The following is a 17568-nucleotide window of genomic DNA, read 5'->3' as shown; positions in this document are numbered from 1 at the left end:
AACTGCCATTAACCCGAGTTCAGAGCCCTGGCCCGCGGGGCGGCGCGCTTCCCGCCGCCCCGCGGGCTTGCTAGAACCCCTCCGGATTCCCTCGCGCGGGGGCCCCGTCGCCCGCGCGGACAGCTTCTTGGGCGCGCAGGGTCATGGAAAAGTTCACCGTGCTGGAGGGCGTCGCGGCGCCGCTGCCGATCGTCAACGTCGACACCGACCGCATCATCCCCAAGCAGTACCTCAAGACCATCAAGCGCACCGGCCTCGGCAAGGGCCTGTTCTCGGAGATGCGCTACCGCGACGACGGCACCGAGAACCCGGACTTCGTGCTCAACCAGCCGGCCTACCGCCAGGCCAAGATCCTGGTGGCGGGCGACAATTTCGGCTGCGGCTCCTCGCGCGAGCACGCCCCCTGGGCGCTCGCCGATTTCGGCATCCGCTGCATCATCTCGACGAGCTTCGCCGACATCTTCTACAACAACAGCGCCAAGAACGGCATCCTGCTGATCACCGTGGCGCCGGAGGACCTGGAGAAGCTCCTCGACGATGCCGGCCGCGGCGCCAACGCGACCCTGACGGTCGACCTCGAGAACCAGGTCATCCGCGGGCCCGACGGCGGCACGCTGCACTTCGAGATCGAGCCCGGCCGCAAGCACAACCTGCTCAACGGGCTCGACGACATCGGCCTGACGCTCGAGAAGGCCCCGGCGATCGACGCCTACGAGGCGAGGCTGGCCGAGCGGCCCTGGGCCTGACGGGGCCCGCTCAAGCGCCGCCCGGCTGCGGCGGCGCCGGCCGGCTGTCCTTGGAGGCCTCCGGCAGGCTCTTCTCGGACGGCTTCACGGTCGAGCGGATGACCATGAACTTGTTGAGCACGTCGAACCAGAACGGCGCGCCCAGCGTGACGGCGAGCGCGGTCACGAGCCAGCCGAGGAGCATGCGCAGGAACGCGCCGGTGCAGCCGCTCCCCTGGCAGGCCGTGAGCTGCGGCGCCGGCCAGCCGATCAGGAACCCGGCCCGGCTCAAGTCCTGCTGCAGCTGCTTCAGGCGCTCCTGCGGGGCGCCCCGGGCCCCCTCGTCGGTCCGCAGCAGCGTGCCGGCCTGGTTCACCACCGCCTGCCGGTAAGCCTTGTCGGTGTTCAGGTTCTGGGCGACCTGGACAGCGTCGATGTTGAAGAGGATCGCGACCGACAGCCCGAGCAGTGCGAGGATCGCCTGGGTCCGGCGCTTGTACCAGCCGGACACCCGGTCCATCGTGGCGTTGTACCACATCTCCAGGTTGCTGCGGACGCGATCGAGGTCGCCCTGCGCCCCGTCGATCGCGGTCAGCAGGACGCCCCTGAGCCGGTCGTTGTGGTCGATTCTCTCCACGGCATCGCGCAGGGACGCGACCGTCAGGCTCTCGCCGGGGATCCTCGGGGCGCCGACGATGTCGATCAGGGCGGATGCGAAGCTCCGTGCCGGCACGTAGGTCGGCAGGTTCGATCGACGCCGGGCTTCCCGGATGAGCATCCCGGGCCAGTTCAAGCAAGCGGGTTCCGGATTGCTTCGGCTCCGATAATCTCCGTTGTACAAGGAGGAGATGAGGGAGTTTTGGTAGAATTGAGCGAGCATTTCGGGATTGCTCGCGACGAACAACAACTCGGAAATTCCCCGCTCCAGATCGCTTGCCCGTGACTTCATGACCGTTTCAATGAGTTCGCGCAGAGCGGTGCACATCAGACTCACGAACAGAAACAACAAAGTCAGCCCTATTCCGATCTCGAGCACGTCCGAGCCGAGCATGACAGAGCCTGTCCGATTGCGAATTCAGAAGGTGACTGACGCTATGGTAGCAAAGTCGCCCGGATCGTCCATAGGTAGTAGTGCCGCGACGACGGAAAAGTGATTTCCGACGACCCGGACGGGATCGACCTCGACGTCGACGTCAGGGCTTCGTTAACCCTCATGCCGCCCTATTCGGGTGATTGGTTCGGCGAAACGGGGTATGTTCGCTCATGACGCGGCGCGTGCGCACACAGGTCGCCACCCTCCTCTGCCTCGCCGGGATCGGGCTGCCCGGTGCCGCGCAGGCCGATTTCCGCGCCTGCCTCGCCGGGATCGGCCGGGAGGCCGCCGCCGCCGGCGTGTCGGCCGGGACCTTCCAGGCGGCCACGGCCGGCATCGCCTTCGACGACAAGGTCATCGAGCTGTCGCAGGTCCAGCCCGAGTTCAAGACCCCGATCTGGGACTACATGGCCTCCCTGGTCGACGACGAGCGGGTCGAGGACGGCCGCGCCGCCATGCGCCAGTACAACGCGGCCCTTGCGCAGGCGGAGGCCCGCTACGGCGTCGACCGCTACACCATCGCGGCGGTGTGGGGGGTCGAGTCGAATTTCGGCAAGAACCTCGGCAAGATGCCGCTGGTGCAGTCCCTCGCGACGCTGGCCTGCGGCGGCACCCGCCGGCGCGACTTCTTCAAGGGCGAGCTGATCGCGACCCTGAAGATCATCGAGCGCGGCGACATCGCGACCGAGCGCCTCACCGGCTCCTGGGCCGGCGCCTTCGGGCAGACCCAGTTCATGCCGACCACCTACCACCGCCTCGCCGTCGACCTCGACGGCGACGGGCGCCGGGACGTGGTCGATTCGGTGCCGGACGCGGTCGGCTCCACGGCCAACTTCCTGCGCGTCGCCAAGTGGCACAACGGCCAGCCGTGGGGCTACGAGGTGCGGCTGCCCCGGGGCTTCAACGTCGGGTCGGCCGGCCGCAAGAACAAGCGCCCGGTCGCCCACTGGGCCTCCCTCGGCGTGACCAAGGTCGACGGCCACCCGCTCTCGGGCGAGGGCCCGGCCGGCATCATCGCGCCCGCCGGGGCCGACGGCCCGGCCTTCCTGGTGACGAGGAACTTCGACGCGATCTACTCCTACAACGCCGCCGAGTCCTACGGCCTCGCCATCGCGGTCCTGTCCGACCGCCTGCGCGGGCGGGCCGGCATCCAGGCGGCGTGGCCGACGGACGACCCGCCGCTGTCGCGGGCCGAGCGGCGCAGCCTCCAGAGCGCGCTCGCCTCGCGCGGCTACGACGTCGGCGAGCCGGACGGCCGGGTCGGCGCCAAGACCCGGGACGCGATCAAGGACGTCGAGCGCCGGCTCGGCATGCCGGAGACCGGGCGCCCCGGCGCCAAGGTGCTGGAGGCCCTGCGCCGAAGCTGAAGCTTCGGTGCCGAAGCTAGGGCTTCGGTGCCGAAGCTAGGGCTTCGGTGCCGGGGCTCCCGGGGCCGCCTGGCCGGCCGCTCACTGCGGCAGGACGGTCCGGTCGCGGGCGGCGAGCAGGCCGAACCCCGTCGCGGCGAGCCCGAGGGCGACGTAGAGCGCCGCCGGCAGCCCCCAGCCGCCGCTGCGCTCGTGGGCGATCCCGACCAGGAACGGGCCGAGGGCGGCGCCGCAATAGCCGATCCCCTGCGCCATCGCCGAGAGGTCCCCGGCGGTCCGGGGGTCCCGGGCCCGCAGGACGATGAGCGTCAGGGCGAGGCCGAAGCAGCCGCCGAGGCCGAGGCCGAGCAGCAGCGCGAACCCCCAGGCGAAGGCGAGGGGGCCGAGCAGCAGGCCGCAGAAGCCGACGACGGGCAGGCCCACGACCACGAGCACCCAGGGGCGCTGGTCGCGCCGGCGGGCCGCCAGGGTCGGCACGACCAGCGCCAGGACGCCCTGCGCCAGGGCCGAGACCGAGGCGAGCAGGCCCGCCGTCACGGTGTCGTAGCCCCGCTCGGTCAGGGCCGCGGGCAGCCAGCCGAACACGATGTAGGCCAGCGACGATTGCAGCCCCATGAAGGCCGTGACCTGCCAGGCGAGCGGGTCGCCCCAGAGGCTGCCGAGGGCGCCGCCGCCCCCGGCGGCCGGTGCGGGCCGGGCCCGCACGAAGGGCAGCCAGGCAAGGGCGGCGACGAGGGCCGGTGCGGCCCAGGCCATCATGGCGCCCTCCCAGCCGGTCCCGAGAACCCGCTCCAGCGGGACCGTGAGGCCCGCCCCGGCGGCGGCCCCGAGGCAGAGCAGCGCGGTGTAGAGGCCGGTCATCAGCCCGCCCTGGTCGGGGAAGTCGCGCTTGACGATGCCCGGCAGGATCACCCCGACGATGCCGATGCCCGCCGCCGCCAGGACCGAGCCGGCGAACAGGGCCCCCAGGCCACCGAGCCCGCGCAGGGCCAGCCCGGCCGCCAGGACCAGCAGGGCGGCGAGCACCCCGGCATCCGGCCCGATCCGGCGGGCGATGGGCGAGCCGAGGCGCCCGAACACGCCGAGGCAGAGCACCGGCAGGGTGACGAGGGCGCCCGCGAGGGCGCCCGACAGCCCGGTCTCGGCCCGAATGCCGGGCAGGAGCGGCCCGACGCTCGACAGGGCCGGCCGCAGGTTGAAGGCGATCAGCATCAGCCCGAGGCCGATCGCGACGGGGCTGCGCAGGCCCCGCGCCGTCGTCCCGCCGCCGGGCCCGGCGGCCCCGCGCCTCCCGGCGGCCACGTCCTGTCCTGTCGTTGGCACGCGTTCCCTCTCCCCGGTGCGCGATGCCGCGCTTCAGGGCGTCTTAGAGCACGGCCGGCCGCGGCGAACATGCAAAAGGCGCGGCCGCGGCCCGGTCGCGCCGCATGTCGCGGGAGGATGGAGGGCGCCGGCACCCCGTTCGGGAGGGGCCGCGGGGCCGGGCGGGCGCGGGGTCGGGACGGCCGCGCCGGGCCGGCGGCTCAGCCCGCGGTCTCGGGGGGCGCGCCGAGGGACTCGACGAGGCCGATGATGCGCCGGCGCACCTGGCTGTCGCCGATGCGCTGGAACGCGCGCACGAGTTGCAGGTCCTGGCTGGTCCAGAACAGGTCGCTGCTCATGTCGACGGCGGCGCCGTTGCTGGGCTTGTCCTCGCCGGCGTTGCCCTCGTGGCGCGGGGCGCCCTCGTAGAAGAAGCCGACCGCGACGCCCAGCATCTCGGCGATCTGCTGCAGCCGGCTCGCGCTGATGCGGTTCGTTCCCTTCTCGTACTTCTGGATCTGCTGGAAGGTGACGCCGAGCGCGTCTCCGAGCTTCTCCTGGCTCACGCCGACGAGGAGACGCCGGACGCGCACGCGGTGCCCAACGTGACGGTCAACCGGATCGGGGGCCTTCTTCACGATACGCTCCGCGCGCCAGGGGACGCGATCGGCCATGCCGTGCGCCGAGTGCAAGCAGGAGGCATCCTAGAAGCAAGCCGGCGAAAAAAACATCGCCAAATCGTGCGTAGAGTGTGCTTTCCGCAAGGTTCCTCGGGAGATTGCGGTCGAGTACCCCTTCGGCACCCACCGGCAAAAGCCCGACGACGCGACCGAACGGATCGGTCACCGCGCTCACGCCGGTGTTGGCGGCACGCACGAGGGGCAGGCCTTCCTCTACGGCACGCAGGCGCGCCTGGGCGAAGTGCTGCCGGGGTCCGGGCGTGTCGCCGAACCAGCCGTCGTTGGTGAGGTTGAGGAGCAGGCCCGGCCGCTCCCGGCGGGACGCGAGCGTGCCGGGAAAGATCGCCTCGTAGCAGATCGAGGGCGCGACCGGCGGCAGGCCCGGCACGGCGAGGGCCGGGCCGTGCCGGGCCTCGCCGGCCGTGAAGCCGCCCGGGACGGCGACGAACTGCCTCAGGCCGAGGGCCCGCAGGACGGCGTCCGCCGGCCCGGGCAGGTACTCGCCGAAGGGCACGAGGTGGAGCTTGTCGTAGGCCCCGCCGACGAAGCCCTCGGGCCCGATCACCAGGATCGAATTGAAGAAGTGCAGGCGCTCGCCCGGCAGCGGCTCGTCGGCCCGGGCCGCCCCGGTGACCAGGACCTTGCCGGGCGGCAGGGCGGCGGTGATGCGGCCGAGGGCTTGCGGGTCGCGCTGAATCAGGAACGGGAAGGCGGATTCCGGCCAGATCACGTGGGTGACGTCGGCGAGGCCGCTCCGGTCCGGGGCCGTGGCGCTGTCGCTCAGGCCCAGGTAGTGCTGGAGGATGCCCTCGCGGTTGCGCGGGTTGAAGCGGGCGTCCTGCGGCACGTTCGGCTGCACGAGGCGCAGGCGCACCCCGGGCACGTCCGGCACGGGCCCGGCCGGGATGCGCAGGGCCCCGGCGCCGGCGAGGCCGGCGAGGAGCGCCAGGGCGGCGAGGGAGGGGCCGAACCGCGCGGCCGGGCGCGCGCCGGTCGCGAGCGTGGCGGGCGCGGCGCAGGCCAGCACCGCCAGCACGGTCAGGCCGTAGAGCCCGATCACCGAGGCCGCCTGCATCAGCCAGAGATTCTGGCCGAGCGCCATGCCGAGGGTGTTCCACGGGAACCCCGTGAACAGGTGGCCGCGGAGCCACTCCGAGGCCCCGATCCCGAAGGCGAGCGCGGCGATGCGGCCCGGCCCCGGCGACCAGGCGAGCCGCGCCAGGGCGAAGCCGGCGGCGTAGAACAGCCCGAGCACCGCCGGCAGGCCCAGGACCCCGAGGGGCATCAGGTAGGCGAACTGGTCGGCCTCGACCAGGAAGGCGGCCCCGAGCCACCACAGCCCGGCCGTCATGTAGCCGAAGCCCCAGGCCCAGCCGATCGCCGCCGCGGCCGCGAGGGTGCCGGCGCGGCGCCCGAGGCGGCGCGAGCCCGTGGCGGCGCCGTCGAGGAGCCAGACCGCCGGCACCAGGGCGACGACGAGGGCCGGCAGGATCCCGAAGGGCGGCATCGCGAGCGCCCCGCAGGCCCCGGCGGCCCAGGCCAGCGCCAGCCGGGTCAGGCCCGCCGTGAGCGCGACCCGCCCGGCGAGGGCGCCGAGCGCCGCGGGCGCCGGCGCGACGAGGGGCCCGGCCTCCCGCGCAGGCGCACCCGCGAGTCGGCTCATGCGCCGGAATCGGCCCGCGTGGCGCCGTTGCCTCCGTGGATCCCCCGGGCCGGCGGCGGCAGCGCGAGGGGAACCGGGGCGGCCTCGATGCGCGCGAGCCCGCGGTGCAGGCGCAGGCGCTTGATGCGCCGCGGGTCGGCGTCCATCACCTCGACCTCGAAGTCGCCCGGCACGGCGATCACCTCGCCGCGGGCGGGCACGCGGCCCGCGATGGTCACGATCAGCCCCCCGATGGTGTCGACCTCCCCGGCCATCTCGCCCACCGCGGCCGCGAGATCGACGCCGGTCGCCTCGGCGACGTCGTCGAGGCTGGCGCGGGCGTCGGCCACGAAGATCTCGGTCTCGCCCTCGACCCGCAGGACGCGGTGGCCCTCGGCCACGTCGTGCTCGTCCTCGATGTCCCCGACCACGACCTCGATGAGGTCCTCGATCGAGATCAGCCCGTCGGTGCCGCCGTACTCGTCGATGACGAGCGCCATGTGGGTGCGGGTCGCCTGCATCCGCACCAGGAGGTCGATCGCCGGCATCGAGGGCGGTACGAACAGCACCGGGCGCAGGATCCGGGTCGAGGACAGGCTGGCGGCGAGGTCGACCTCGCCGAGGTTCGGCAGCCGGCCGGGCCGGGGCCGGCGCGCCCGCCCGTCCCCGGCCGGGACCGCGCTCTCGGGCGCGGCCTTCGCGGGCCGGCCGCTCCCGGTCTCGGCCCGGGTGGCGATGTGGTCCACGAAGTCGCGGATGTGCACCATGCCGCGGGGATCGTCGAGGGTCTCGCCGTAGACCGGCAGGCGCGAGTGGCCGGCGGTGCGGAACACCTTGAGGAGCTCGCCGAGGCCGACCTCCACCGGCACCGCCACGATGTCGGCCCGGGGGATCATCACGTCGTCGACCCGCACCCGGTGGAGGCTGAGCACGTTCTTCAGCATCGCCCGCTCGACGGGCGAGAAGGCGTGGTCGCCGGACTGCGCCTCGGCCAGCGCGTCGGTGAGGTCGTCGCGCTGGGCGTCGCGCGGCCTCAGGTGGAAGATGTTCAGGAGGCGATCGTACCAGGGTTCACGCGCCGGACTGTCGTCGTCCGGGGTCGCCTGCGCGGTCGCGGCGGCGCCGCGACTTCGGTCGTTGGTCATGTCTCTCTGGTCTGGAGTGAGGGCGGCGGCTCATGCGGCCGCGTCGCCGTACGGATCGGGAACGCCGAGGCGCCGGAGCGCCGCGATTTCCAGAGCTTCCATGGCGTCGGCCTCGGCCTCGCCGGTCTCGTGGTCGTGACCGAGGAGGTGCAGCGTGCCATGAACCACGAGGTGCGCGAGGTGGTGGCCGAGGGGCTTGGACTGCTCGCCACTCTCGCGCAGCATTGTGTCATAGGCAAGAACCACGTCGCCGAGGGCGCGCAGGCCGCCCCCGTGCGGGTGGCCGACCGGGAAGGACAGGACGTTGGTGGGCGCGTCCTTGCCCCGCCAGGTCCGGTTCAGCTCCCGCACGGCGGGATCGTCGGTCAGGACCACGCTGATCTCGACGGGGGCGCCCGGCGGCACGACGGCAAGCGCCGCCTCGACCGCCCGGGCCACGACGGCGTCGAGGTCCGGGACGGCCCCCGCCCAGCGCTCGTCCTCGACCGCGACGTCGATCTCGTTGCCCCCCGTCACGGCAGCGGGCCGCGGCGGGGCGGGAGCGGGCGGCCGGGCGGCGCGTCGGGGTGCACCTGCGCGTCGGACTCGTAGGCGGTGACGATGCGGCGCACGAGGTCGTGGCGCACCACGTCGACGTCGCGGAACGTCACCCGTCCGATCCCCTCGACGCCGTCGAGGATGCGCACCGCCTCGACGAGGCCGGATTTCTGGCCCGGCGGCAGGTCGATCTGGCTCGGGTCGCCGGTGACGATCATGCGCGAGTTCTCGCCGAGCCGGGTCAGGAACATCTTCATCTGCATCGTGGTGGTGTTCTGCGCCTCGTCGAGCAGCACCACCGCGTTGGTGAGCGTCCGCCCGCGCATGAAGGCGAGGGGCGCGATCTCGATCATGCCGGTCTGGAGGCCGCGGTCGACGTGGCGCGCCTCCATGAAGTCGTAGAGGGCGTCGTAGATCGGCCGCAGGTAGGGATCGACCTTCTCGCGCATGTCCCCCGGCAGGAAGCCCAGGCGCTCGCCGGCCTCCACGGCCGGCCGCGACAGGATCAGCCGCTCGGCGTGGCCCTGCTCGAGGAGCGAGACCGCGTGGCCCACGGCGAGCCAGGTCTTGCCGGTGCCGGCCGGCCCCTCGGCGAAGACGAGCTCGTGGGCGCGCAGGGCCTTGATGTAGGCGTCCTGGGCGCCGTTGCGGGCCCGCACGGCGCCGCGCCGGCGCGTGGCGATCTGGTCGAATTGCAGCCGCTCGCCGTCGGCGGGCGCCTCGGCCGGGGAGAACAGGTTGCCCTGGAGCGAGGCCTCCTGGATCACCCCGTCGACGTCCCCGAGGGTGAGGGGCGTGCCGCCGCCGTCCCGCACCCGGGCGTAGAGCCGCTCCAGCACCCGGCGCGCCCGCTCGGTGGAATCCGGCGGGCCCTTGACCACGACGTGGTTGCCGAGGGCGGTCGCCACGATGCCGAGGCGGCGCTCCAGGTGGGCGACGTTCTGGTCGTACTGGCCGAAGACCAGGCTGGCCAGGCGGTTGTCGTCGAAGGTGAGGGCGACCTCCGCGGCCTCGCTCAGGCCCGCCACCGCCCGGGGCGAGGGCTCCCGCCCCCGCGGATTGCCGCGTCCGCCCGTGTCTCCGGGTGCCATCCTGTCGTTCCTCACGCGGCGGCCGGGGTCGCGGCGGCCGGGGTCGCGGCGGCCGGACCCGCGGCGGCCGGGCCTCCGGGGGGCGGAGCCGCGGCGGTCCCGGCCGCCGCGACCTCGCCGAACAGGCTGTTGGCGCCGGCGCGCAGGATGCGGACCGGCACCACGGTGCCGATCGCCGCGGGGTCGGCCTCGACCTGCACGGCCTGGAGGTAGGGCGACTTGCCGGCGACCTGCCCCGGATGGCGTCCGGGCTTCTCCATCAGGACCTCGACGGTCCGCCCGACGGCGGCGCGGTTGAAGGCCTGGCGCTGGCCCTCCAGCAGGTCCTGCAGCTCGGCCAGGCGCGCGCGCTTCACGTCCTCGGGCACCGCGTCCCCGCTCTCGGCCGCGGGCGTGCCGGGGCGCGGGCTGTACTTGAACGAGTAGGCGCTGGCGAAGCCCGTCTCCTCCACCAGCCGCAGGGTGGCGGCGTGGTCGGCGTCGGTCTCGCCCGGGAAGCCGACGATGAAGTCGGAGGACAGGGCGATGTCGGCCCGGGCGGCGCGCACCCGGTCGATCAGCCGGCGGTAGGTGTCGGCGTCGTGCCGGCGGTTCATGGCGGCGAGGATCCGGTCCGAGCCCGACTGCACCGGCAGGTGCAGGTAGGGCATCAGGGCCGGCAGGTCGCGGTGGGCGGCGATCAGCGCGTCGTCCATGTCCCGCGGGTGGCTGGTGGTGTAGCGCAGCCGCAGGAGGCCCGGCACCGCGGCGAGGCGGTGCAGGAGCCGGCCGAGGGACCAGGGCGCGCCGTCCGGGCCCTCGCCGTGGTAGGCGTTGACGTTCTGGCCGATCAGGGTCAGCTCCCGGGCGCCGGCCCCGGCCAGGCGCTCGGCCTCCGCCAGGATCCGGGCCGCCGGCCGCGAGACCTCGGCCCCCCGGGTGTAGGGCACGACGCAGAAGGCGCAGAACTTGTCGCAGCCCTCCTGCACGGTCAGGAAGGCCGAGACCCCGGGGGTGCGCCGCGCCGGCAGGTGGTCGAACTTGTCCTCGAGCGGGAACTCGGTGTCCACGACCTTGGCGGAGGCGGCGGCCTCGAGGAGCCGGGGCAGGCGGTGATAGCTCTGGGGGCCCACCACCACGTCGACGCCGGGCGCCCGGGCCAGGATCTCGCGGCCCTCGGCCTGCGCGACGCAGCCCGCCACCACGATGGTGGTCGGCCGGCCGGCCTCGGCCCGCTCGCCCTTCAGCACGCGCAGGCGGCCGAGCTCGGAATAGACCTTCTCGGCCGCCTTCTCGCGGATGTGGCAGGTGTTGAGGACGACGACGTCCGCCTCCTCGACGGCGCCCGTCTCGGCGAAGCCCTCGCGGCCGAGCAGGTCGACCATCCGGGATGCGTCGTAGACGTTCATCTGGCAGCCGTAGGATTTGACGAACGCTTTCTTCAACGAACCGGCCTTGGTCGGAGGGAGCGGCGACGCGACGGGGAACTCCCCGTCATTTAGGCGGTCTCGGCGGGAATGAGAATAGGCGCCGCCCCGGCCGGGTCCCGGGCCGGGGCGGCGCCGGCGGGCCTCGGCGGCGCCTGCAGCGGGGCGCGGCCCGTCACCGCCTCCTGGAGGGCGCGGCGGATCGCGGCCTCGGCGAGCGCCGTCGCGGCCTTGCGGTCGGTGCCGGCCGCGAAGGTGATCGGCTCGCCCCAGACCACGTGGGCGTCGACCGGGCCCCGCTCGAGGAAGGACGCGACGTGGGGGCCGAGCTCCATGTCGCCGTACCAGGCGATGTCGGGGCGCTCGACCCGGGTCAGCGGCAGCCCGTGGCGGCGCGGATAGGCGATGCAGAGCGGCTGGAGCCGCACCCGGTCGAGGCCGCCCTCGGTGAGGGCCGCCCGGGCCGCGCCCACGAGGGAGGTGCGGAAGGGCAGGAGGCGGGTGCCGTCGCCGGTCGTGCCCTCGGCAAACAGCACGATCAGGTCGCCGTCCCGCAGGCGCTGGCTCAGGGCGGTGTTGACGGTCGCGGTGTGGCGCTTGCGCGCGCGGTCGATGAAGACCGTGCGCTGGAGCCGCGCCAGGGTGCCGATCACCGGCCAGCCGGCGATCTCGGACTTCGCCACGAAGGAGAGGGGCCGCAGGGCCCCGAGCACCGGGATGTCGAGCCACGAGATGTGGTTGGCGAGCACGAGGGCCGCCTCGCCGGGGGCTGGGGGCGTGCCCACGACGGTGATGCGGACGTTGAACAGGCGCACGAACAGCCGGTGCAGCCAGACCGGCGCGACGTCGGCGACGTGCCCGCGCCCGATCCTCAGGCTCAGCCAGTGCGGCCCGACGAGGAGCAGGAAGGCGAGGGCGTAGATCAGCAGCCGCAGGCCGGCGACGAGGTGCGTCATGAACGGGATGGTGGCCGCGGGCTCCGGCTCGGTCCGCCGCGACGGCGCGGCGGGCGGCAGGGCCGCATAGCGAATCCGCCGGCCGCCGTCCACCGGCGCGGCGCACCGGCCCCGGCGCGCGGGAGCGCGGCGCGCCAGAGGACCTCGCGCGGCGCGCCAGAGGACCTCGCGCGGTGCGGCTGCGCGCGGGTGCCGCCCTAGTCCAGCGCCGCCCGCATCATCAGGGCGTTCGCCCGGCTCCCGTCCGGCCGGGCGTAGTAGCTCGCGCGCCGCCCGGTCTCGCTGAAGCCGAGGCGGCGGTAGAGGGCGAGCGCCGGGCCGTTGCCGTCGTCGACCTCGAGGTGGACCGCGCGCACGCCGCTGTCGGCGAGCGCCCGCAGGTGGGTCGCGAGGAGTTGGCGGCTCAGGCCGGCGCCCCGGCAGGCCGGGCCGAGCACGATGGTGAGGATCTCGGCCTCGTCGAGGACCCGGCGCGAGAGCACGAAGCCGCCGAGGCTCGGCCCCAGCATCAGCGCGTGGGCGGAATGGCCGCGCTCGCACAGCATCCGCTCGAACTCGTGCGGCTCCCAGGGCCGCGCGAAGGCGGTGGCGTGCAGGTCGGCCATGGCCGCGGCGTGGTCGGCCGAGGCGAGCGGCGCGACGTGGGCGGCCGGGGTGGAACGGAACGGCATCCACTTCATGGGAGGGGTCCGTCAGCGGCGCGGCAGGCGCGCGTGGTCCTGGGGCTGGGCGTCGGGGCCGCGCAGGTAGAGCGGCCGCGGCAGGGCGTGGTCGGGGTCGGCCACGAGTCCGAGGGAGGCCACCCAGGCGACCTGGGGCGCGGTGTGCCCCTCCGGCACCAGGGCCGGCACTCCCGCGGCGGCGGCCGCCGCCGCGACCGCCGGGGCGGCGGAGCCCGCCAGGGCGGCCGGGCCGGCGCCGATCAGCCGGACCGCCTCGGCGAGGGGGAGCAGGGAGGGCGGCACCGCGATGCCGCCGTCGGCGCTGAGCGCCTGGAAGTAGACGTGGCCGTGGCGGGCGTCGATCGCGGCGGCGAGGAGGTAGCCCTGGCCGAGGAAGTCCTGCTCGTCCGCCAGCAGGGGCGCGAGCAGCGCCGAGAGCGTCGTCACCCCGACCACCGGGACGCCGGCGGCGAGCCCGATGGCGCGGGCCGCCGCGAGGCCCACCCGGAGGCCGGTGTAGCTGCCGGGGCCGACCGTGACGGCGACCCGGTCGAGGCTCGGGAAGCCGCCCTCGACCCGGGCCATCACCCGCTCGAGGAGGGGCAGCAGCGCCTCGGCGTGGCCCCGGGCAAGGTCCATGCTCTCCTCGGCCAGCGGCTCGGGCGACTCGTCCGCCGTGACGCAGGCCGCGCACCTCTCGAGCGCCGTGTCGATGGCCAGGATACGCACTGCCGTCAGGCTCCGCCTCTCGCCGCCCCGGGATCGCCGCGGCCGGATCCGTGTCACCGGCCGCGCGGGCCACAGGGCCCCCCGCGCCGCGGGACAGAATGACACCGTGGGGTTAACGCAAAACGCGGCCCTCGCGCCGGCGGGCGCCGGGGGACGCGCAGGCGGGCGCCGGGGCCGGACGTCGGGCCCGGCGCGACGCGCGGCCCCGGCGTCAGATGGCCTGGACCTCCCGGATGTCGGGCAGGAAGTGGCGGAACAGGTTCTGGACGCCCTGGCGCAGGGTGGCGGTGGAGGACGGGCAGCCCGAGCAGGCTCCCTTCATCTCCAGGTAGACCACGCCCTCCCGGTAGCCCCGGAAGGTGATGTCGCCGCCGTCGCCCGCCACCGCCGGGCGCACCCGGGTCTCGAGCAGGTCCTTGATGGTCGCCACGGTGTCGGCGTCGGCGGCCTCGAAGAACTCCTCGGCCTCCTCCTGGGGCGCCGCGTTCGCGTCGAGGACCGCCGCCCCCGACATGAAGTGCTCCATGATGGCGCCGAGCACCGCCGGCTTCACCTGCGGCCAGCCCGGCTCGCCCTCGGCCTTCGTCACCGAGATGAAGTCGTGGCCGAGATAGACGCCGGACACACCCGGCACGTCGAAGAGGCTCTGGGCCAGGGGCGAGCGCGCCGCGGCGCCGGAATCGCGGGCCTCGAAGGTGCCCTCGCCCAGGACGACGCGGCCGGGCAGGAACTTCAGGGTGGCGGGGTTCGGGGTCGCTTCGGTCTGGATGAACATCGATGATCCTTCGGGGTTCTCTGCGCCGGTTCAAGGCCGGCCGGGAACGGCGCCTGCGGGCGCCTGCGGGAGATGTGGACCCGCCGCGCCGAAAGCTCAATCCGTCGAAGGGCGGCTTTCGTGCGCCGGGCGACGGATCCGGCCGGGCGCCGGGCGGGGAGCGCCGCGCGCCGCGGGGGCCCGGACGCTCACCCCGCGAGGGCGGTGATCTCCGCCTCGCTGAGCGCGCCCGGCACGATCACGATCGGCACCGGGAACGAGCCCGCGGAGCGCCCCGCGATGGTCGAGACGAGCGGGCCCGGGCCGTCGGTGCCGGTGGCCGCCGCGAGCACCAGGAAGCCGATGTCCGCGTCCTCGTGGATCTGCGCCAGGATCGCGTCGGCGCGCTCGCCGGTGCGCACCACGAGCTCGGGGTCGACGCCCGCCGCCCGGCGCGCCGCCGCCGCGAGCACCTCGAGGCGCTCCATGGTCTCGGCCTCCGCCTCGGCCCGCATGGCGTCGCCGACGCCGAGCCATTCGAGGGTGTCGGGAGGCTCGGCCACGGCCAGCATCACCACGCGGGCGCCGAGCCGGGCCGCGCGGCGGACCGCGAAGTGCACCGCGCGGTCGCATTCCGGGGTCTCGTCGACGAGCACCATGAACTTGAGCCGGTGGCCCGCCTCGAACGACCGGCGTCGCGTGATATCGACCATGACGGGTTGCGCTCCACCGCCGCGATGCTGCCCGACTCGGGGGCGGGCCCGCAAGGGCGGCCCGCCGGCGCCGGAAATTTCATCAGGGGATCGAACGACATCACCGCCGCCGCGGCACCGTGCTGGTGAGCCTCTCCGGGGGAGTCCTGGGCCGCGGGGCCGGGCCGGGCCTTCCGCCGGATGACCGACGGCGTCGGCGACCCGGCGCGCCGCCACGCCGGCAGGGCGGGGGCGCGGGCCCCCGCCCTGCCGCGGGCGGTCTCCTCAGTAGCGGCAGACCCGGCGCGGTCCGTAGGGCGTCGGGCGGACGACGCAGCCCCGGCCGTAGCCGCCCCGGCCGTAGACCGGGCGGCAGCGGCCGTAGGGCCCGCGGGCGAAGCCCGGGCCGCAGCCCTGCGCGACCCGGGTGACGGGCGCCTCGGGGGCGAGGAGGCCGGGACCGGCCGGCGCCGCGTTCGCGGCGGGCGCGGCGGCGAGGCCGCCGAGCGCCAGGGCGGCGAGCCCGGCGAGCTTCCAACGCATCGGCATGGCGGAATGTCCTCCGTGGGTCGAGCCGGCCCGGCGGGCGGGCCGGCGGGGCGACCACAGACCCGAGGCCGCCTGAACGCCAGATGAGCGCCGGCGCGGGGCCGGGTGCCCGCGCCGGCGCGGGCCCATCCCCGTCGCGGGAAGCCCCGACCGGGGCCGGAATCCCGCCCCCGCCGTGTCGACAAGCCGCGGCCCTTCCTGTAGAGAGCCGGCAACTCACAACAGGACGCCGAAATCCTGACGCCGGACCTTATCCCAAGGCGCGGCGGCGACGGCGGGAGCTTGATCCATGAACATCATCCAGCAGCTCGAGCAGGAGCAGATCGCCCAGCTCAACAAGACCATCCCGGATTTCGAGCCCGGCGACACCGTGGTGGTGAACGTCAAGGTCAAGGAAGGCGAGCGCAGCCGCGTCCAGGCCTACGAGGGCGTGGTGATCGCCCGCTCCGGCGCCGGCCTCAACGAGAGCTTCACCGTCCGCAAGATCTCGTACGGCGAGGGCGTCGAGCGCGTCTTCCCGATCTACTCGCCCCTGATCGACTCGATCAAGGTCAGCCGCCGCGGCAGGGTGCGCCGGGCCAAGCTCTACTATCTGCGCGACCGCCGCGGCAAGTCGGCCCGCATCGCCGAGCGCGCCGAGCGCGGCTCCGAGAGGGGCAAGCCGAAGCCGGCCGCCGCCGAGTAGGCCGGCGCCCGCACGCCGCCCCGCACGAGGCCGCCTCCCCGACCGGGTCGAGGCGGCCTTCCTCGTTTCAAGGGCGCCGCACCCGCCGCACCCCGCGCCCGTCTCAGCCGACGCCGCCCGGGACCGCCATCCCGGGCCGCCGCGCGAAGGTCCAGAGCCGGTTGCCGGAGAAGTTCCAGAACACCACGGTCCCGGTCGTCACCACCTGCGCCGGCAGGTAGGGCAGGCCGAGCCCGCGCGTGAGCGCGGCCATCGCCAGCCAGGTCAGCGAGAGGCCCACGAGCGCCACGATCGCGAAGCGCCAGGTCGCCTCGGCGTGCGGGCGGTCGCTGGCGTAGGTCAGGCGCCGGTTGAGGGTGTAGGAGACGACGCCGCCCGCCACGTAGCCGGCGAGGGCCGCCCGCACGGGGTCGAGCCGGGCCGCCTCGACGAGCCCGACGAGCAGCCCGTAATGCACCGCGAGCGCCGCCAGGCCGACGCCCACGTAGGCGGCGAATTGCCGTGCCAGGCCGGCCGCCGCCGCGCCCCGGCATTCGCGCCGGGCCGGTCGCCCTCGTGTATCCGCCACGCCCGTCCCCGCTCGACGCCACCGGCGGTCGTTGCCGCCCCCTCCTTGTAGCGCCGGGGACTGAACCGGAGATGACTTCTTCGCGCCCGCGAGCGCGACGACCGCGACCGCGACCGCGGCGCCGGCGGCCGCGGGCGCCGCGCTCAGCCCTGGAGGCGCGCCGCGACCTTGCGGCTGAGCCAGCGCGGCACGAGGCGGGTGGCGAGGACGGCCCCGACGTTGCCGGCGCCCGTCACCACCACGGCCTTGCCGGCGAGGTGGCCGGCGACCCCGAGCCGGGCCACCGCCTCGGCGCTCATCACCCCGCCCCTGACGCGCCGCGTGCCCGGCGGGTCGGCCCTGTGCGGGAACTCGGTGGCGGTCGCGCCCGGGCACATCGCCGTCACGGTGACGCCGTGGGGCCTCGCCTCCTCGAAGAGCGCCTCGGAGAGCGAGAGCAGGTAGGCCTTGCTGGCGTGGTAGACCGCCATGTTGGGGCCCGGCAGGTAGGCCACCACCGAGGCGACGTTGAGGATGCCGCCGGCGCGGCGGGCGATGAGGCCGGGCAGCACCAGCCGGGCGAGGGCGGTGGGCGCCGCGACGTTCACCGCGACCATCTCGGCGAGGTCGCCGGCCGGCAGGGCGGCGAAGCGCCCGCGCAGGCCGAAGCCCGCGTTGTTGACGAGGGTGTGGAGCACGAGGCCGCGCGCCGCGACCGCCGCGAGGAGGCGCGCGGGCGCCTCCGGCTCGCCGAGATCGGCCGGGACCACCTCCACGGGGACCTGCGGGCGCAGGGCCTCGGCCAGCGCCTCCAGGCGCTCGGCCCGCCGGGCGCTGAGGATCAGCGGACGCCCCCGCGCCGCGAAGGCCGCCGCGAGCGCCGCGCCGATCCCGCTCGAGGCGCCCGTCACGAGCGTCCAGGCCGGCGCCCCGCTCAAGGGCCCGCCCCCCGCCCCGCCCTTCCTTTCATCGAGCCCCCCATGCTAAAGGCGCGCAACGACAATCC

The 17568-nt window shown here is 74.7% G+C and carries 19 protein-coding genes; 3 read left to right on the top strand and 16 right to left on the bottom strand.

The genetic code is table 11. The features are described from left to right. Positions 1–143 precede the first annotated feature (143 nt). Positions 144–746, top strand: a complete 603-nt coding sequence (leuD, locus tag DT057_RS17955; protein ID WP_128563470.1) for a 3-isopropylmalate dehydratase small subunit — start codon at positions 144–146, stop codon at positions 744–746. A gap of 10 nt (positions 747–756) precedes the next feature. Here leuD and DT057_RS17950 read toward each other — a convergent pair whose 3' ends face one another. Then, a complete protein-coding gene (locus DT057_RS17950) occupies positions 757–1776 on the bottom strand; it encodes a hypothetical protein (protein ID WP_128563469.1) in 1020 nt (339 codons plus the stop codon). Between the two features lie 212 nt (positions 1777–1988). Between DT057_RS17950 and DT057_RS17945 the strand changes: the two genes are divergently transcribed. Continuing rightward, positions 1989–3185 carry a lytic murein transglycosylase gene (locus DT057_RS17945; RefSeq protein ID WP_128563468.1) on the top strand — a complete coding sequence of 399 codons (1197 nt, stop codon included), beginning with the start codon at positions 1989–1991 and terminating at the stop codon, positions 3183–3185. Between the two features lie 81 nt (positions 3186–3266). Here DT057_RS17945 and DT057_RS17940 read toward each other — a convergent pair whose 3' ends face one another. The 13 genes from DT057_RS17940 to DT057_RS17880 all read right to left on the bottom strand — a co-directional run bounded on the left by DT057_RS17940 (position 3267) and on the right by DT057_RS17880 (position 15330). Beyond that, positions 3267–4508 (bottom strand): MFS transporter, encoded by a 1242-nt coding sequence (locus tag DT057_RS17940; protein WP_238313729.1) that lies wholly within the window; start codon positions 4506–4508, stop codon positions 3267–3269. Positions 4509–4708: 200 nt separating this feature from the next. Next, positions 4709–5125 carry a helix-turn-helix domain-containing protein gene (locus DT057_RS17935; RefSeq protein WP_128563467.1) on the bottom strand — a complete coding sequence of 139 codons (417 nt, stop codon included), beginning with the start codon at positions 5123–5125 and terminating at the stop codon, positions 4709–4711. Then, entirely contained in the window at positions 5100–6830 is a 1731-nt protein-coding gene (gene lnt, locus DT057_RS17930) for an apolipoprotein N-acyltransferase (RefSeq protein ID WP_128563466.1), read from the bottom strand. The genes DT057_RS17935 and lnt overlap by 26 nt, the downstream gene beginning before the upstream one ends. After that, positions 6827–7954: a hemolysin family protein gene (locus tag DT057_RS17925; protein ID WP_128563465.1), complete on the bottom strand. Its 1128-nt coding sequence runs from the start codon at positions 7952–7954 to the stop codon at positions 6827–6829. The genes lnt and DT057_RS17925 overlap by 4 nt, the downstream gene beginning before the upstream one ends. Positions 7955–7984: 30 nt before the next feature. Then, positions 7985–8470, bottom strand: a complete 486-nt coding sequence (ybeY, locus tag DT057_RS17920) for an rRNA maturation RNase YbeY (protein WP_128563464.1) — start codon at positions 8468–8470, stop codon at positions 7985–7987. After that, the gene (locus DT057_RS17915; protein ID WP_128563463.1) at positions 8467–9582 is read right to left on the bottom strand and encodes a PhoH family protein; all 1116 of its coding nucleotides are present in this window, start codon (positions 9580–9582) and stop codon (positions 8467–8469) included. Before DT057_RS17915 ends, ybeY begins: the two co-directional genes overlap by 4 nt. A gap of 11 nt (positions 9583–9593) precedes the next feature. Next, positions 9594–11006, bottom strand: coding sequence for a tRNA (N6-isopentenyl adenosine(37)-C2)-methylthiotransferase MiaB (gene miaB / locus DT057_RS17910; protein WP_128563462.1), 1413 nt, complete (start codon positions 11004–11006; stop codon positions 9594–9596). Between the two features lie 53 nt (positions 11007–11059). Then, positions 11060–11944, bottom strand: coding sequence for a lysophospholipid acyltransferase family protein (locus tag DT057_RS17905; protein ID WP_128563461.1), 885 nt, complete (start codon positions 11942–11944; stop codon positions 11060–11062). A gap of 197 nt (positions 11945–12141) precedes the next feature. After that, positions 12142–12624, bottom strand: a complete 483-nt coding sequence (locus tag DT057_RS17900; RefSeq protein ID WP_128563460.1) for a GNAT family N-acetyltransferase — start codon at positions 12622–12624, stop codon at positions 12142–12144. A 12-nt stretch (positions 12625–12636) separates the two neighbouring features. Further along, the gene (gene tsaB, locus DT057_RS17895) at positions 12637–13335 is read right to left on the bottom strand and encodes a tRNA (adenosine(37)-N6)-threonylcarbamoyltransferase complex dimerization subunit type 1 TsaB (protein ID WP_128563459.1); all 699 of its coding nucleotides are present in this window, start codon (positions 13333–13335) and stop codon (positions 12637–12639) included. Positions 13336–13546: 211 nt separating this feature from the next. After that, positions 13547–14110 carry a NifU family protein gene (locus tag DT057_RS17890; RefSeq protein ID WP_128563458.1) on the bottom strand — a complete coding sequence of 188 codons (564 nt, stop codon included), beginning with the start codon at positions 14108–14110 and terminating at the stop codon, positions 13547–13549. Positions 14111–14298: 188 nt separating this feature from the next. Then, positions 14299–14802, bottom strand: coding sequence for a universal stress protein (locus DT057_RS17885; protein ID WP_128563457.1), 504 nt, complete (start codon positions 14800–14802; stop codon positions 14299–14301). A gap of 264 nt (positions 14803–15066) precedes the next feature. Continuing rightward, complete coding sequence (locus DT057_RS17880; RefSeq protein WP_128563456.1) at positions 15067–15330, bottom strand: GCG_CRPN prefix-to-repeats domain-containing protein; 264 nt, start codon at positions 15328–15330, stop codon at positions 15067–15069. A 289-nt stretch (positions 15331–15619) separates the two neighbouring features. Between DT057_RS17880 and rplS the strand changes: the two genes are divergently transcribed. Then, complete coding sequence (gene rplS / locus DT057_RS17875) at positions 15620–16015, top strand: 50S ribosomal protein L19 (protein WP_128563455.1); 396 nt, start codon at positions 15620–15622, stop codon at positions 16013–16015. 103 nt (positions 16016–16118) lie between these two features. On the opposite strand, the gene DT057_RS17870 is transcribed toward rplS, so the two are convergent. Both DT057_RS17870 and DT057_RS17865 read right to left on the bottom strand, forming a co-directional pair. Next, positions 16119–16583, bottom strand: coding sequence for a GtrA family protein (locus DT057_RS17870; protein ID WP_407068115.1), 465 nt, complete (start codon positions 16581–16583; stop codon positions 16119–16121). 143 nt (positions 16584–16726) lie between these two features. Further along, complete coding sequence (locus tag DT057_RS17865) at positions 16727–17500, bottom strand: SDR family NAD(P)-dependent oxidoreductase (RefSeq protein WP_128563454.1); 774 nt, start codon at positions 17498–17500, stop codon at positions 16727–16729. Between the last annotated feature and the right edge of the window lie 68 nt (positions 17501–17568).

Origin of the sequence: Methylobacterium crusticola (assembly GCF_003574465.1) — a bacterium.
In the GTDB taxonomy this organism is placed as follows: Bacteria; Pseudomonadota; Alphaproteobacteria; order Rhizobiales; family Beijerinckiaceae; genus Methylobacterium; species Methylobacterium crusticola.
Note: the sequence above shows the minus strand (reverse complement) of the source record. Positions and strands in the feature narration are given on the sequence as shown.

Coding starts and splice junctions, on each gene's coding strand:
- leuD (WP_128563470.1), top strand. CDS start 144: ATGGAAAAGTTCACCGTGCTGGAGGGCGTCGCGGCGCCGCTGCCGATC.
- DT057_RS17950 (WP_128563469.1), bottom strand. CDS start 1,776: ATGCTCGGCTCGGACGTGCTCGAGATCGGAATAGGGCTGACTTTGTTG.
- DT057_RS17945 (WP_128563468.1), top strand. CDS start 1,989: ATGACGCGGCGCGTGCGCACACAGGTCGCCACCCTCCTCTGCCTCGCC.
- lnt (WP_128563466.1), bottom strand. CDS start 6,830: ATGAGCCGACTCGCGGGTGCGCCTGCGCGGGAGGCCGGGCCCCTCGTC.
- DT057_RS17925 (WP_128563465.1), bottom strand. CDS start 7,954: ATGACCAACGACCGAAGTCGCGGCGCCGCCGCGACCGCGCAGGCGACC.
- DT057_RS17915 (WP_128563463.1), bottom strand. CDS start 9,582: ATGGCACCCGGAGACACGGGCGGACGCGGCAATCCGCGGGGGCGGGAG.
- DT057_RS17905 (WP_128563461.1), bottom strand. CDS start 11,944: ATGACGCACCTCGTCGCCGGCCTGCGGCTGCTGATCTACGCCCTCGCC.
- DT057_RS17900 (WP_128563460.1), bottom strand. CDS start 12,624: ATGAAGTGGATGCCGTTCCGTTCCACCCCGGCCGCCCACGTCGCGCCG.
- DT057_RS17890 (WP_128563458.1), bottom strand. CDS start 14,110: ATGTTCATCCAGACCGAAGCGACCCCGAACCCCGCCACCCTGAAGTTC.
- DT057_RS17885 (WP_128563457.1), bottom strand. CDS start 14,802: ATGGTCGATATCACGCGACGCCGGTCGTTCGAGGCGGGCCACCGGCTC.
- DT057_RS17880 (WP_128563456.1), bottom strand. CDS start 15,330: ATGCCGATGCGTTGGAAGCTCGCCGGGCTCGCCGCCCTGGCGCTCGGC.
- rplS (WP_128563455.1), top strand. CDS start 15,620: ATGAACATCATCCAGCAGCTCGAGCAGGAGCAGATCGCCCAGCTCAAC.